The organism is Nocardia sp. NPDC058640, from assembly GCF_042716995.1.
Taxonomy (GTDB): Bacteria; Actinomycetota; Actinomycetes; order Mycobacteriales; family Mycobacteriaceae; genus Nocardia.
In genome coordinates, this window is the sequence record NZ_JBHXRG010000007.1 from 70,047 (window position 1) to 84,620 (window position 14,574).

Here is a 14,574-nt window from a genome sequence, read left to right on the forward strand (position 1 = left end):
TTCTCGAAATCGCGCGGGGTCCTGCGGGCTACGCGGGATCTGGCGGGCTACACGGAGTTGTCGACCCAGTCGCCGATGATTTTCGCCCACTGCGGGCCGAGGGTGTCGATCACGTCGTTGTGGCCCGCGCCGGGGACCACGATCAGCTGTTTCGGCTCCCGCGCGGCGGCGTACAGGCGTTGCGCGTGGGTGATCGGGAGCAGTTCGTCGCGGTCGCCGTGCATCATCAGCACCGGCACGCGCAGCTTCGCGATGTGGCGCAGGCTCGGGTAGGCGTTGGGGATCAGCGGCGCGGGCAGCAGCGGGTAGACCGAACGGGCGGCCGCGCGCATCCCGCTGAACGTGGACATCAGGATCATGCCCGCGGGCGGGAACTGCGCCGCCAGCTCGAGCAGGACTCCCCCGCCCAGCGATTTGCCCAGGTAGAAGACCTTGTCGGGGTCGACTTCGGGTTGGTCGAGCAGGGCTTGGCGGGCGGCTCTGGCGTCGAGATAGGTGCCGTGTTCGCTCGGGGTGCCCGCGCTGTGGCCGAAGCCGCGGTAGTCGAACGCCAGCACGTCGAAACCGGCGTCGACCAGCAGGGCGATGATCGAGACCCGGTCGCCGATGGTGCCCGCGTTGCCGTGCGCGTACAGGATGTGGCCGCGGGGGCGGTCCGCGCGCACGAACCAGCCGTGGATGTCCACGCCGTCGGCGGTGCGCAGGGTGAGATCGCGGTAGTCCAGGCCCAGCGCCTCGGGGGTTTGGGCGAGGTGCTTGTCGGGGTGGTAGACCAGCGCGTTCAGCACACGGGTCGCGGGGTGGCGGATCACTTGCCGCGGCCCGCCTGGAAACCGAAGTCCCAGTTGAACAGTCGCGCGATCTCCACCACGCCCCCGCCGGGTTGACCGGCGGGCGGACGCACGAAGGTGCCCTCGCGCCGCACCACGAACTCGCCGTTGACGTTGTCCACCGCGAACAGCACCGCGTCGCGGGAGTTGTCGGTGCAGCCGTCCAGGGTCATCTCGATCGGTGCGGAGTTCACCGGGTGCAGGGTGACGGTGGCGTGCACATTGCGAAAGTCCTTGGCGCCCTCATAGATCGAGGCGAACACGAGGATGCGACGGAAGAACTGGGTGTAGTCGAGGTTGATCGACAGGTTCTCGCCGGTGATGCTGGCGCCGGTGCGGTCGTCCTGGTCGAGGTGGATGAACGGGGGTTCGAACAGCGCGCCGAACCGGCGGTCCAGCGCGCGCACCGAACCGATTGCGCCATTGGACAATTCGAAGAAGCAGCACAGGTCCAGGTCGATGTTCTTGCCGCGCAGTTTGCCGAACAGACTCCCCGTCGCCGCCATCGACGTCCAGTTCAGGTTCACCCGCATCACACCGCCGGTAGCGCCGTGTTTGGTCAGCGAGACGCTGGGTGCTTCCTTGGTCAGCGAAACCTTCGCCAAGTTCACGGGAGGTGTTGTGGGCTGGGCGAATTGGGGATTGTGGTGCGGGGGCTGGGGTGTGGGCTGCTGTGGGCGCACCGGCGGGGGTGTGGGGATGAACGGCGGGGTCGGCGGGGTGGGGTAGGACTGCTGCTGAGCCGGCATCGGCTGGTGTGGGGCCGGCGGCGAAGGTGCGTCGTCGACGGAGATGCCGAAATCGGTTGCCAGCCCGGCCAACCCGCTGTCATACCCCTGCCCGACCGCCCGGAACTTCCACGCACCCTGCCGTCGATACAACTCACCCAGCACGAACGCGGTCTCGGTGGTCGCCCCGCTGCTGTCGAACCGCGCGACCTCCGCCCCGTTCGCGGCATCGATCACCCGAATGTAGAGCCCCCGGAACTGACCGAACGTGCCCCCGTCCGCCGACGCCGCCAGCACGATCCGCTCGATCTGCGACTCGACCTGCCCCAGATTCACCGTCAACGCGTCGACAACGGTGTGCCCCTGCTGCTTTCCCTCATGCCGAACCGCCCCCGAAGGATGCACGGCCTGGTTGTAGAACACGAAGTCGTCATCGGACCGCACCTTCGCCCCCGCCAACAACAACGCGGAAGCATCAGCATCGGGCACCCCCGGCCCCGACAGCCAACCCAATTCGACCCGGACCGCAGAGGCAGGCACCGCAACATTGGCACCTTTCATCATCGACACATCGACCAACCTATCCCGAGCACCCACCCAGCCCAACCCGTCGCCCCCAACTCACCAAAGTTCGCGTCGCGCACAACACAACGACCGACCGCCTTGTGTCGAATCCGACCAACCACCAACAATGCCGAAATCCAGGCGGAGTTCAGAGACACTCCCTGCGGATCTGTGCGCCAATAGTGTAATGGTTGCGTTACACTATTGGCATGGCACCCAGGGAGTTGGCCAGGGACCAGCTGTGGGACATCGCGACCACGCAGCACGGGTTCGTCACAGCTCGACAAGCCGCGGATCTCGAGCTCAGCAAGCACGGACTGCAGATGCTCGTGCACCGAGGCACGCTGACGCGCGTCGCCCATGGCGTGTACCGCTTCCCCAAATACCCAGCCGGTGAGTACGACGGACTCATGCTCGCCGCGCTGTGGACGCGGGCGCCCGAGGCGTGCCTGAGTCACGAAACCGCACTAGATCTGTACGGCATCAGCGACGTCAATCCTCACCAGGTACATATCACCGTCGGCAGACAGCGTCGCTTACGTCGGGCCGGTGGTGACGACTACGTCATCCACAACCAGGACCTCTCCGAATCCCAGATCGGGTGGGCCCACGATATCCCCACGGTCACGCCGAAAACCGCGATCGAACAATGCATCGCCACGGGAACGCCGACCTATCTACTACGGCAGGCGATCGAGCGCGGACATGCGCAGGGCCGCATAACCACCACCGAACGAGTTGCTCTGACCGACGCATTGGAGGCACGCCATGCCCGATGAACACACCAGCTCGCCACTGTCCACGATGTTGCGGACCCTGACACCCAAGCCGAAGGGTCCGGTCAATACAACGGTACTCAACAACTGGATCAACCAGGCCGAAGGCAAACTCGGTAGCGATGCCAGAGCCGGACGCCTCGGTTGGCTGGTCGCGTCGTCGGTGGCGATTGCCGCAGTCCAGCGCGCGCTCGACGCCGACGGGCGACAATTGTTCCTACTCAAGGGCGGAACGCTACTTCAGCATCGGCTGGACGTGACCGCTCGCGCGACCAAGGACGTCGACGGGCTCGTCCGAGGCGACCTGGACGAGTTCATCCTGTCGCTCGAACAGGCCCTCGCCGATCCGTGGGGACCGCTGACGCTGCGGCGCGGCGAAGTCGAAGTGATCGACGTGCCCACCAAGCTGATCAAGCCGCGTCGATTCGACATCATCTTGGAGATCCGCGGTACCACCTGGCGTCGCATCCAGTTCGAAGTCTCACCAGACGAGGCAGGCATCGGCGACGACTTCGAGGCGATCGAACCACCACCGTTGAGCGGGTTCGGCCTGCCAGACCCTGACCACCTCGTCGGGATCGCCATGCGTTTCCAGATCGCACAGAAGTTCCACGCCGCCTCCGACCCGCACAACCCACCGACCTCGGTCAACGATCGCCCCCGCGACGTCGTCGACTTGCTCCTTATCCGAGACCTCGCGGCCGACACCGGATGTCCGACCCTTTCGGAGATCCGCGCTGCGGGAACCGCGGTGTTCGAGGCACGTGCCCACGAAGCTCGACATCTCGGGCTGCCCACTCGCTCGTGGCCGCCGACCATTACGACCTATCCGCATTGGCAGGACGACTTCGCGAAAGCCGCGGCCTCCGGCGGGATCGAACTCTCCCTCGGCGACGCTGTCTCCGAAGTGAACTCGTGGATCACCACGATCCACGAGTCGAATTGAAAGATCACCAGGTGATCCTCGGCATGCGCGAAATCGGCTGAGGGACAACCGCTCACGACGAAGGCCGCCCGGTGGAACCGGGCGGCCTTCGGTGTCGAGGGAGGAACTAGCCCCGCAGTTCGGCGCCGACAGCGGTGGTGGCCGAGGCTACGGCGGCGTCGCGGGCGGCGCTGGCTTCGTCTTCGGTGAGGGTGCGGTCGGGGGCGCGGAAGCGGAGGGCGTAGGTGAGGGATTTGCGGCCCTCGCCTGCTTGGGTGCCTTCGTAGACGTCGAACAGGGTGATGTTCTCGAGCAGGTCGCCGCCGCCGGTGCGCAGGGCGGACTCGACCCGGGCGGCGGGGACGGTTTTATCGACGCTGATCGAGACGTCCTGCAGGACTGCGGGGAAGGCCGAAATGGTTGGGGCGGGCAGGGATTGGTTCAGGGGCAGGGCGTCGAGGTCGACTTCCAGCGCGCAGGTGCGGGGGGGCAGGCCCGCGCGTTCGAGGACGGCGGGGTGCAGTTCGCCTGCGTGGCCGACGACTACGCCGTCGACCAGCAGTTCGGCGCAGCGGCCGGGGTGCCACGGGAGGTAGACCGCCGCACGGCGTTCGATGGTGACACCGGCCGCGTCGGCGATGTCGTCGACCAGGGCGAAGGCGTCGGCGGCTTCGGCCGGGCGGCCCTGGCCCCACGGACCACGCGGGTCGTGCTTGCCGCTGAGCACCGCGGCGACATGCACCGGCTGAGCGGGCAGTGAGGCCTTCAACTCGGCGATCTGCTCGTCGGTGGGACGACGGTCCACCGGCAGTGCGTCGATCGCGTGCGTCTGCTCGTCGGGCTGCACCACCTGCGCGATCCCGTAGATGGTGAGATCGCGCGAACCGCGAGAGATGTTGCGCGCGGCCACTTCCAGCAGACCGGGCAGCAACGTGGTCGCCAGTTCCGGGCGGTCGCTGTCGAGCGGATTGAGCACGCGGGTGGTGTTGCGCCGCGGGTCGTCGGCGTCCAGACCCCACACGTCGAACACGCCACCGGGCAGGAACGCCGGCGGCGGCACCTCGACAGCACCGGCGAAGGCCAGTGCCCGGCTCACCGCGCGACGACGCTGCTGCAGCGCGGTCAGCCCGCGACCACCGGGGGCCGTCGGCAGCACCGACGGGATCTGCTCGAGACCTTCCAGCCGCAGCACCTCTTCGACCAGGTCGGCGGGCTGGGCGAGATCGGGACGCCAGCTCGGCGGGGTCACCAGGACCTGGGTCTTGCCCGCGTCGTTGACCTCGATATCGACAGTCGCGCCGATCTGAGCCAGCCTACGCACGGACGTGCCCGCGGGGTAGGTGACGCCGGCGACACGGTCGGGCAGGTCGATATCCATCGCGATCGGCGCGACCGGCTCCAGGGGAACCCGGATGTCGGTGAGCACGGATTCGATGGTGCCGCCGGTGATTTCGGCCAGCAGGGTCGCGGCACGGTCCAGGGCGGCGATATTGATCTCGGGGTCGACCACGCGCTCGTAGCGCTTGCCCGCTTCCGAGGACAGCTTGTGTCTGCGCGAGGTGCGGTAGATCCGCAGCGGGTTCCAGGTGGCGGCTTCCAGGATCACATCGGTGGTCTGCGCGCCGACCTCGGTGCTCGCGCCGCCCATCACACCGGCCAGGGAGATCACGCCGGAATCGTCGGCGATCACCACGTCCTCGGCGTCGAGGGTGCGTTCGGTGTCGTCGAGGGTGCGCAGGGTCTCACCCTTGTGCGCGGAGCGAACGACCAAGCCGCCGTGCAGTTTTGCGGCGTCGAAGGCGTGCAGCGGCTGGCCGAGTTCGAGCATCACGTAGTTGGTGACGTCCACGGCCGGAGAGATCGGGCGCATCCCCGACAGCATCAGCCTGCGCTGCAACCACAGCGGGCTCACCGCGTTCGGGTTCATGCCGGTGACGCGGCGCGCGCCGAAACGTGTGCAGTCCGAATCGGATTCGAGTCGAACCGGCCAGGCGAGCGCGTCGGACTCGGGCAGCGTGCGCACGGCCGGGTCGGCGTATTCGAGGTCGAAACCGCACGCCAGCTCGCGAGCCAGACCGCGCACGGAGAAGCAGTAGCCGCGATCGGGGGTGATGTTGAGCTCGATGATCGTGTCATCGGTGCCCAACAGCACATTCGCGTCGTCGCCGGGCTGTGCGGAACCGGGCTCGAGCACCAAGATGCCGTCGTGATCCTTGCCGATGCCCAGTTCGGCGACCGAGCAGATCATGCCATTCGACGTGTGCCCGTAGGTCTTTCGCGACGAGATCTTGAAACCGCCGGGCAGTTCGCCGCCGGGCAGCACCACGACCACGAGGTCACCGACCGCGAAATTACGTGCACCGCACACGATTTCCTGCAGATCGGGGTTGCCGACGTCGACCTTGCAGAAGCGGATCGGCTTCTTGAACTCGGTCAGTTCGGTGATCTCCGCGACACGGCCGACCACCAGGGGCTTGTCGATACTGCCGCCGATCGGCTCGAGCTTGTCGACCTCTTCGACTTCCAAACCCACCCGGACGAAGCCCGCGTCGAGCTCTTCCGCGGACACCGACCACTCGGGAGTGGTGCGCTGCAGGATCTCGGTCAGCCAGGACTGCGCTACTCGCACTTGACGTTTCGCTCTCTCTTCAGGACCGGATGCCGAACGGCAGGGTGAACCGCACGTCACCCTCGACGATGTCGCGCATGTCGGAGATCGTGGTCTGGAACTGCAGGGTGCGCTCCATGCCCATGCCGAACGCGAACCCGGAATACACCTCGGGGTCGATACCGCTGGCGATGAGCACCTTCGGGTTGACCATGCCGCAGCCACCCCACTCGATCCAGCCCGCGCCGCCCTTCTTGTTCGGGAACCACACGTCGACCTCGGCCGACGGTTCGGTGAACGGGAAGTAGTTGGGGCGCATACGAGTTCGCGTGTCAGGCCCGAACATGGCGCGCGCGAACGCGTCCAAGGTGCCGCGCAGGTGCGCCATGGTCAGGCCCTTGTCGATGGCCAGACCCTCCACCTGGGAGAACACCGGGGTGTGAGTGGCGTCGAGCTCGTCGGTGCGGAAGGTGCGGCCGGGGCACGCGATGTAGATCGGCACGTCGCGCTCGAGCATCGAACGCACCTGCACCGGGGAGGTGTGGGTGCGCAACACCTGGCGCGAACCCTCGGGGGCGATGTGGAAGGTGTCCTGCATGGTGCGCGCCGGGTGATCGGGCAGGAAGTTCAGCGCGTCGAAATTGAAGTGCTCGGTCTCGACCTCTGGACCCTCGGCGACCTCCCAGCCCATGCCGATGAAGAAATCGGCGATCTGCTCGGAGATCACGGTGATCGGGTGCCGTGCGCCCACGGGTGCACGGCGCGCGGGCAGCGTGACGTCGATCTTCTCCGACACCAGCACGGCCTGATCGCGCTCTTCCAGCAGCGCGGCACGGCGTGCCTCGAACGCGTCGGAGACCCGCTTACGCGCGACGTTGACCCGCTTACCGGCCTCGGCCTTCTCCTCCTTGGGCACACTGCCCAGCCCACGCTGCGCCAACGCGATCGGCGACTTACCGCCGATGTAGTCGGTCTTGGCGACCGCCAGCGCATCCAGGTCGCCCGCCGCCGCGAACGCCTTCTCCGCCTCGGCCGCCGCTGCTGCCAGCGCCTCCTCGGTCAAAGAGGCACTCTGCTCGACTCCACTGTTGTCGTCGGCCACGATTGTTCGACTCTCCCCTGGGGATCGGTTCGCGGGCGCGTCATTGCCATCCCGCATCGGTGCTGCGTAAATCCTATGGGATGGGGTTCGCGCGATTCATCCGGATTACTCGCGGAGGGATCAGCGCAGGTCGACGGGGTCTGGATGTGGACTGACCGGTCCGGGTGAATCGGGTTCGGCCTCCGCACGCCGGTGGGGCCGCGAGGGCCGACTACTGGTCGTATCGAGGCAAACAAGCGGTGTCGAGCGCCATCGTCAACGGGCCGAGAAGAGCGATCGGGTCGCCGAACTCGCCTTCGATCAGTTCGGCGTAGCCTCCTGCGGCGGGCCCGGCGAACAGTGCCCACCGACCGACACGAGGGTCGATCACCAGCAGCACCCGCACGCCCGCTGCGGCATACCAGCCGTTCTTGCCGTTGATCTGCGCCGCCCGCTCCGACTTCGAGATCACTTCGACGGCGAGTTCGACATCGAGCGGGTCGGCGAGCCAGTCATCGTCGTTGTCCCAGGTGTCGGGAAGAACTACCAGGTCAGGGGTGCAGTAGTCGTCGACATCATCGGGCATCGCAATCGAGGTGACCTCATACGCGGCCAGCCCGTCGGGCATTGATGCTTCCAACTGCTGACGCAGTCGACGGATGGAACCCGCGTGTTTCCCACGCGGGGTCGGTGACATCACGAGCGCCCCTCCCAGAATCTCGACGCGCAGACCGGTCGCGCGCTCGATCTCCTCGGCGACCTCACGGAGGTTGCCGGGCCGGGGATGCATCGCGGGAAGGGACATGCGCCTAGCTCCATTCGTGCGGACTGCCGTGGTCAACGATACCGCGACCTGGCCGGACCGGTGATCGACCAACTCATCTCGGCGAGGTGCCGACGCCACATCCCACCGCGTCGACAGGCACGTCCGTCCGCGCACACGCGCCGGGACCGGCTTTGTGCCCGAAATCGCCCGATTCTCGGGGCAATCGAAAAGTAATCGGAAATCGAGGGAACCGAATGGGGTTGGGGTGCGTCCTAATGAGCAAATGCACCAGCGTGTTCGACTCGAGAACAGGATGACTCGATGGCTGAACAGACTTGCGATTCGACGTCGCCGCAGGGGCGGCGTGGTCGGCTTACCGTGGCGGGGAGCGGACTTGCGTTGTGTGGGTACGGGATTCGGCCTGCGGGGCGGCGGCCGTTGCAGCGGGCGGCGGGGTTGTGTGCGCAGCGGCCCGGGCAGCAGGCGGCTCCGGAGCAGGGGCAGCATCCGGATAGCGTCGGATGAACGGCCGTGGGGGTGAATCGCGTGGTGACCGGCTGTTTGTTCGGTTCCAGGCTGCGCGGGCCGATCGGCATGGGCGGTTTCCGGGGGTGTTCGGGATGGTGAACGGGTTGTGGGCGCAGGGGCAGCTCAGTGCGGAGGAAGTGCGGTTTCGGCGGGTCGGAAATGATTGGCTCAGTGAGCATTTGGTGGATCCGAGCGAGGTGGATCCTCGGGTGTACGACCGGGAATTGCATCCGGGGGCGGCCTCGTGGTTCAAGGCGAGTGCGGTGGGGATGATCGAGCGGGTGGCGGGGTATCTCGCGATTCTCGATGCGCACGGGGTGGCATGGGAGCGGGTGGAGTCCGCGACGCCGGGGGACGTTATTTATGAGGATGCGCAGCAGGTGGTTGTCGTGCCATTGCGCGACAACCACCTGCTACGGGAACCGGTCAGCGGCTATTCCGCGGGCTTGCTATGCCGGGGAAGGAACGCCGCCACCACTGCCGCGCAGGCGACCAGCGCGGCGCCCACCCAGACCGCGGGGACCAGGCCGTCGACGTAGGCCTGCGGGTCGGTGTAGGAGCCGTAGGAGGCGAAGACCGAGGCCAGCACGGCGATGCCCATGGCCACACCCACTTCGCGCACGGTGCTGCTGATTCCCGAGGCCATGCCCTGGTCGGCGGGGGAAGCGCTGGCCATGACGATGGTCGAGGAGGGGGCGAAGGTCAGGCCCATGCCGATGCCGCCGAGCACGAAGGGGGCGACGAAGGCCAGGTACGGGACGTCGGCGGTGGTGATCATCGCCATCCAGGCCAGCGAAATCGCAAGGCAGAGTTGGCCGGTCGCGATGAGCGTGCGGGCACCGACCCGGTCGACGATCAGGCCGGCCAGCGGTGCGACGACCATCGGGACCATCGTCCACGGCATCGTGCGGATGCCGGATTCCAGCGGCGAATAGCCCTGAACCACCTGGAAGAACTGGGCCAGCAGGAAGATCGAACCGAACACGCCCGAGGAGAAACCGAACGACACGATGAAACTCAGGCTCAAGCCGCGGGATGTGAACAGGCGCAGCGGGAGCATCGGGTCGGTGACGTAGGTTTCCCAGACGACGAACGCCACTAGCAGCGCGGCACCGCCGATCAGCGCGGTGAGTACCTGCGGTGCGGTCCAACCGTCGTCGGCGCCGTGGATGACGCCCCACACCAGCGCGAGCACACCACCGGCGGACAGCAGCACGCCGAGATAGTCGAGTTTCCTTGCGGCACCGCGTGATTCGGTGAGCATCCGGGCGGCGAAGGGCAATGCCAGCAGGCCGATCGGCACATTGAGCCAGAAGATCCACTGCCAGTTCAGACCGTCGACCACTGCCCCACCGACCACCGGACCGACCGCGACACCCAGGCCCGCGATGCCACCCCAGATGCCGATCGCGGCACTGCGCATCTTCGCGGGAACCGCGGCGGCGAGCAGGGTCAGCGACAGCGGCATCACCGCCGCGCCACCGACGCCCTGCACCGCGCGGGCCGCGATCAACATCCACGGTTCGGTAGCCAGCGCGCAGGCCGCGGAGGCAACGACGAAGATGCCGATTCCGGCCAGGAAAACGCGCCGACGGCCGATCCGGTCACCCAGCGCGGACGCCGACAGCAGCAGGGCCGCGAAAGACAACGTGTAGGCGTTGATGAACCACTGCAGGTCCGACAGTGATGCTCCCAGTTCGGCTTTGATCACCGGGAGGGCGTTCGTGACCACCAGGTTGTCCAGCGTCACCATGAACATCGGGATGCCGACGGCGGCGATGACCGCGCCCAGCGGCTTGGCCTTCGCCCCGGAGATCGGCGCTACTGCGGCAGCGTCGCCGGATTCGAGTGTTTGCGTCATGTCCAGCCCTAAGTTGTTATTGACTGATAACTACCCTGTCCATAGTTATGCATCGACTGATAACATGTCAAGAGGCAATCGATCGAGGAGGTGGAGACCGCGTGACGAGAACCCGGATGACCGCGTCGCAACGCAGCGCGCAAGTGCTCGAAGCGGCGATCCAGGCGTTTTCCGAATCCGGTTACGCCGCAACGAAAACCGATGAGATCGCCCGGCTCGCTGGCGTCTCGCAGCCGTATGTGATCCGACTGTTCGGCACCAAGCAGCAACTGTTCGTCGCCTGCCTGCTCGAGGTCTGCGCCCGCATCGAAGAGGTGTTCCGTGGCGCGGAGATCGCCCCCGATGCCGATCCCACGCAGGCACTGCACGCCTTGGGCAAGGGCTTCGAGGTCTTCCTGGCCGAACGCGAACTACCTCTGGTCCTTTTGCACGGCGTGGCCGCCAGCGCCGATCCGATCATCGGCGACCACATGCGCGAGCGATTCGGGCGCATGTATCAGCTGATCGGTGACCTCACCGGCGCCGACACCGCGGCCTGCCGCGAGTTCGTCGCCACCGGGATGCTGCTGACCATCATGACCGCGATGCAGGTCGCGGGCAGCAACGCGATCCCCCTGCCCTGGGCCACCGAGATCCTCACCGATCTTCGCGGCGTCGCCGCACCCGACTGAGCGGAGCCAGCCGGGCGCGACCTACTTCGCGTGCTGCACGCGCGCGCTCGCGTAGAGGCAGATCGCCGCTGCCGCAGCGAGATTCAGGCTTTCGGCGCGGCCGTGGATGGGGATGCGAATGCGGTGGTCGGCCCGCGCGGCGACGGCGGGGTCGAGGCCGTGGGCCTCGTTGCCGAACAACCAGGCGACCGGGCCCGCGAGGATTTCGTCGGCGTCTTCGAGGTCGACTTCACCGTTGGCCGCGGTGGCGAGAATGGTGATGCCTGCCGCGGACAGGGCGTCGAGGGTCGCGGTGATATCGCGGCTGCGGGCGACCGGGACGTGGAACAGCGAGCCCGCGCTGGCACGCACGCACTTGCCGTTGTGCGGGTCGACGGTCTCCCCCGCCAGCACCACGCCGTCGGCTCCGACCGCGTCGGCGACCCGGATCAGGGTGCCCGCATTGCCGGGTTCGGCGATTTCGACGGGGACGGCGAGCATGCGCGGGCCGCGGTCGAGGATCTCACCCAGCGGCACGTCCAGGGTCTCGCAGACCGCGACCAGACCCGGCGCCGTCACGGTTTCGCCGAGGTGTTCGGCGGCGCGATCGGTGACCAGGGTGGTGCGAACGCCGTCGGCGGTGGCGCCGGCGATCAGCGCGTTGTCGCGTCCGGCGGCGGCCAGCGAATAGAAGATCTCGCGGACTCGGCCGGTCTCCAGAGCGGCGGAGACGGCGTTGGCACCCTCGGCCAGGAAGAGGCCGGATTTGCGGCGCTGGGCCGCGCGCTGGAGCTTGACAGCGGAAACGACCCGCGGATTGCGCTCGGAGAGCGCGTCCACGGGTCGTTCCGACAGATCACTGTGTGTTGTCAACCTCAGGCAGCGGTGGCCGGGGCGTTGACATCGGCGGGCAGCGCAGCCTTGGCGACAGCCACCAGGCCGGCGAAGGCCTCGGCGTCGGAGACAGCGAGCTCGGCGAGGATCTTGCGGTCCACCTCGACACCAGCGGCCTTGAGGCCCTGGATGAAGCGGTTGTAGGTGATGTCGTTCAGACGCGCGGCGGCGTTGATACGAGCGATCCACAGCTTGCGGAAATCACCCTTGCGTGCCTTACGGTCACGGTAGGCGTAGGTCAGCGAGTGGAGCTGCTGTTCCTTGGCCTTGCGGTACAGACGCGAACGCTGACCCCGGTAGCCCTTGGAGGCCTCGAGGATGGAACGGCGCTTCTTCTGAGCGTTTACGGCCCTTTTGACGCGTGCCACTGTGGTAGTCCTTGATCATTGGGGGGCGCGGCGGCGCCCGAATTCGGTAGTTGTCGGCGTCCGGTTATCCCGGCCGCGCAATCGTCGGGTTGCGACGGTCTACAGCCTGAAAATCAGGCGAGACCGAGCAGCCGCTTCACGCGGGGGACGTCGACGGAAGCGACGGACTCCGTGCCTTCCAGACGACGAGTCCGGCGAGAGGACTTGTGCTCCAGGAGGTGGCGACGGTTCGCCTGCTCGCGAAGCAGCTTGCCCCGGCCGGTCACCTTGAATCGCTTCTTGGCGCCGCTGTGGGTCTTGTTCTTCGGCATGGATTCCTCTATCTAGTCGTTGAAATCGTTTTACTGCGGGTCGGCCGGCGCAACCTGCTCGGCAGGCGCGGCCTGCTCGACCGGTGCGGACTCGACCAGCGCGGCCGGTTCGGCACTGACGGGACCGGTCGGCAGCGGCTGGCGTACTGCCGCCGGCGCCGAAGAGTCCTGCTGAGCCTTCACCCGCGTCTTCGCGCCCTTGTGCGGGGCGAGGACCATGGTCATGTTGCGGCCGTCCTGCTTGGCCGAGGTCTCGACGAAGCCGAGTTCTGCCACGTCGGAGCCCAGACGCTGAAGCAACCGGAAGCCGAGTTCGGGACGCGACTGCTCGCGACCACGGAACATGATCGTGACCTTGACCTTGGACCCGGCTTCGAGGAAGCGAACGACGTTGCGCTTCTTGGTCTCGTAGTCGTGGTCGTCGATCTTGGGACGGAGCTTCTGCTCCTTGATCACGGTCTGGACCTGGTTCTTACGGGACTCGCGCGCCTTCTGCGCGGTCTCGTACTTGAACTTGCCGTAGTCCATGATCTTGCAGACCGGCGGACGGGCATCGGGTGCTACCTCGACGAGGTCGAGATCGGCTTCGAGCGCGACGCGTAGTGCATCTTCAACACGCACGATCCCAACCTGTTCGCCGCCGGGTCCGATGAGACGAACCTCGGGAACTCGGATGCGATCGTTGATGCGGGTCTCAGTGCTGATGGGGCCTCCTAGGTCAAGCGGTGTCGTCTTAACGACCGCACGCAATAACTGCAACCCCTGTTTCAACACGAAAGCCCCGTCGCGGATTTCTCCACTACGGGGCCCGATGTCGACCGATCGCCGACAACCGTGCCCTGCTGGGCTCGATCATCGACCCCCACATGCCGAGGCACACGGGAAACCCGTCACAATGAACGGGTGACCGGGACCGTTTATCCAGTACGATTGCTCGCCGGTAACGGTGGGAGTCGGGCTCCACTTATCTGCCCCACGGATGCATGACACATCCAGGGGCGGTCGTCAGCGAAAAGTCTAGCATGGTGTGCGGCTATCACCGAATCGGCCTGGCGTTGGCCCGCGTGATCGGCGTCGATATAGCCTGATCAGCATGACTGACGAGCTCGATCCTCCTGTGCGCGACCTGGCCGACATCCCCGCTGTGGAGGTGATCAGCCGGGCCGCGGTGATGCTGATGAGTTCGGCCGCGGAGAAGTTGGGCCTGGCCGAGGAGCGCCCCGGTGCGGGCACCAACGTGGACCTGGACGAGGCGCGTCGGGTGATCACGGCGCTGGCCGGGCTGGTCACGGCGTCGGTGGAGTACCTGGGTCCGCACGCGGGTCCGATCCGCGACGGACTGCAGTCGCTGCAGCGCGCGTTCCGCGAGGCGTCCTCGACGCCGGACGCGCCGGGCCAGGGTCCGGGCGAGAAGTACACCGGTCCGGTGCACTGAGTCCTGTTCAACGAAAAGATCCGCCGACGCTGGGTGTGCGTCGGCGGATCTTCGCTTATAGCCGCGAGGTCGCGACTCAGACCACGGGGACCGGGGGGGTCGGGGTCGGGGCGGGGCCACCGGGGGTGACCGACACGGCCGAGCCGGAGGAGATCATGTTGGCGAGTGCGGTGAACAGCGCCGCGCTTCCGGTATCCATTACAGGCGTTTCCTTTCGAGCGTGGAAATCAGGCGGTGGGCTTGGTCGGC

General features: G+C 66.8%; 15 protein-coding genes. 4 read left to right on the plus strand and 11 right to left on the minus strand.

Annotated features, from left to right (window positions below):
• Positions 1-47 precede the first annotated feature (47 nt).
• Complete coding sequence (locus tag ACFWU5_RS11975) at positions 48-812, minus strand: alpha/beta hydrolase (protein WP_379267140.1); 765 nt, start codon at positions 810-812, stop codon at positions 48-50.
• Complete coding sequence (locus tag ACFWU5_RS11980; protein WP_379267249.1) at positions 809-2,122, minus strand: TerD family protein; 1,314 nt, start codon at positions 2,120-2,122, stop codon at positions 809-811. Before ACFWU5_RS11980 ends, ACFWU5_RS11975 begins: the two co-directional genes overlap by 4 nt.
• 209 nt (positions 2,123-2,331) lie before the next feature.
• Here ACFWU5_RS11980 and ACFWU5_RS11985 point away from each other — a divergent pair, with 209 nt between their 5' ends.
• A complete protein-coding gene (locus tag ACFWU5_RS11985) occupies positions 2,332-2,901 on the plus strand; it encodes a type IV toxin-antitoxin system AbiEi family antitoxin domain-containing protein (protein ID WP_379244629.1) in 570 nt (189 codons plus the stop codon).
• Positions 2,891-3,844 carry a nucleotidyl transferase AbiEii/AbiGii toxin family protein gene (locus ACFWU5_RS11990; protein ID WP_379244627.1) on the plus strand — a complete coding sequence of 318 codons (954 nt, stop codon included), beginning with the start codon at positions 2,891-2,893 and terminating at the stop codon, positions 3,842-3,844. Before ACFWU5_RS11985 ends, ACFWU5_RS11990 begins: the two co-directional genes overlap by 11 nt.
• A gap of 106 nt (positions 3,845-3,950) precedes the next feature.
• On the opposite strand, the gene pheT is transcribed toward ACFWU5_RS11990, so the two are convergent.
• From pheT to ACFWU5_RS12010, 4 genes are all read right to left on the minus strand, one after another.
• Positions 3,951-6,452 carry a phenylalanine--tRNA ligase subunit beta gene (gene pheT / locus ACFWU5_RS11995; RefSeq protein WP_379267141.1) on the minus strand — a complete coding sequence of 834 codons (2,502 nt, stop codon included), beginning with the start codon at positions 6,450-6,452 and terminating at the stop codon, positions 3,951-3,953.
• Positions 6,453-6,471: 19 nt separating this feature from the next.
• Positions 6,472-7,533 carry a phenylalanine--tRNA ligase subunit alpha gene (gene pheS, locus ACFWU5_RS12000; protein ID WP_379244623.1) on the minus strand — a complete coding sequence of 354 codons (1,062 nt, stop codon included), beginning with the start codon at positions 7,531-7,533 and terminating at the stop codon, positions 6,472-6,474.
• Positions 7,534-7,744: 211 nt separating this feature from the next.
• Entirely contained in the window at positions 7,745-8,317 is a 573-nt protein-coding gene (locus tag ACFWU5_RS12005; RefSeq protein WP_379267142.1) for a Uma2 family endonuclease, read from the minus strand.
• 922 nt (positions 8,318-9,239) lie between these two features.
• Complete coding sequence (locus ACFWU5_RS12010) at positions 9,240-10,667, minus strand: DHA2 family efflux MFS transporter permease subunit (RefSeq protein ID WP_379267143.1); 1,428 nt, start codon at positions 10,665-10,667, stop codon at positions 9,240-9,242.
• A 101-nt stretch (positions 10,668-10,768) separates the two neighbouring features.
• Between ACFWU5_RS12010 and ACFWU5_RS12015 the strand changes: the two genes are divergently transcribed.
• The gene (locus ACFWU5_RS12015; protein WP_379244615.1) at positions 10,769-11,338 is read left to right on the plus strand and encodes a TetR/AcrR family transcriptional regulator; all 570 of its coding nucleotides are present in this window, start codon (positions 10,769-10,771) and stop codon (positions 11,336-11,338) included.
• Between the two features lie 21 nt (positions 11,339-11,359).
• Here ACFWU5_RS12015 and ACFWU5_RS12020 read toward each other — a convergent pair whose 3' ends face one another.
• The 4 genes from ACFWU5_RS12020 to infC all read right to left on the minus strand — a co-directional run bounded on the left by ACFWU5_RS12020 (position 11,360) and on the right by infC (position 13,649).
• Positions 11,360-12,157: a TrmH family RNA methyltransferase gene (locus tag ACFWU5_RS12020; RefSeq protein ID WP_379244613.1), complete on the minus strand. Its 798-nt coding sequence runs from the start codon at positions 12,155-12,157 to the stop codon at positions 11,360-11,362.
• A gap of 35 nt (positions 12,158-12,192) precedes the next feature.
• Positions 12,193-12,579 carry a 50S ribosomal protein L20 gene (gene rplT / locus ACFWU5_RS12025; protein ID WP_019046423.1) on the minus strand — a complete coding sequence of 129 codons (387 nt, stop codon included), beginning with the start codon at positions 12,577-12,579 and terminating at the stop codon, positions 12,193-12,195.
• Positions 12,580-12,692: 113 nt separating this feature from the next.
• Positions 12,693-12,890 carry a 50S ribosomal protein L35 gene (gene rpmI, locus ACFWU5_RS12030; RefSeq protein ID WP_056824456.1) on the minus strand — a complete coding sequence of 66 codons (198 nt, stop codon included), beginning with the start codon at positions 12,888-12,890 and terminating at the stop codon, positions 12,693-12,695.
• A gap of 30 nt (positions 12,891-12,920) precedes the next feature.
• The gene (infC, locus tag ACFWU5_RS12035; RefSeq protein ID WP_379244763.1) at positions 12,921-13,649 is read right to left on the minus strand and encodes a translation initiation factor IF-3; all 729 of its coding nucleotides are present in this window, start codon (positions 13,647-13,649) and stop codon (positions 12,921-12,923) included.
• Between the two features lie 334 nt (positions 13,650-13,983).
• Between infC and ACFWU5_RS12040 the strand changes: the two genes are divergently transcribed.
• A complete protein-coding gene (locus tag ACFWU5_RS12040) occupies positions 13,984-14,325 on the plus strand; it encodes a DUF1844 domain-containing protein (protein WP_379244611.1) in 342 nt (113 codons plus the stop codon).
• 76 nt (positions 14,326-14,401) lie between these two features.
• Here ACFWU5_RS12040 and ACFWU5_RS12045 read toward each other — a convergent pair whose 3' ends face one another.
• Positions 14,402-14,524, minus strand: coding sequence for a hypothetical protein (locus ACFWU5_RS12045; RefSeq protein WP_379267144.1), 123 nt, complete (start codon positions 14,522-14,524; stop codon positions 14,402-14,404).
• Positions 14,525-14,574 lie beyond the last annotated feature (50 nt).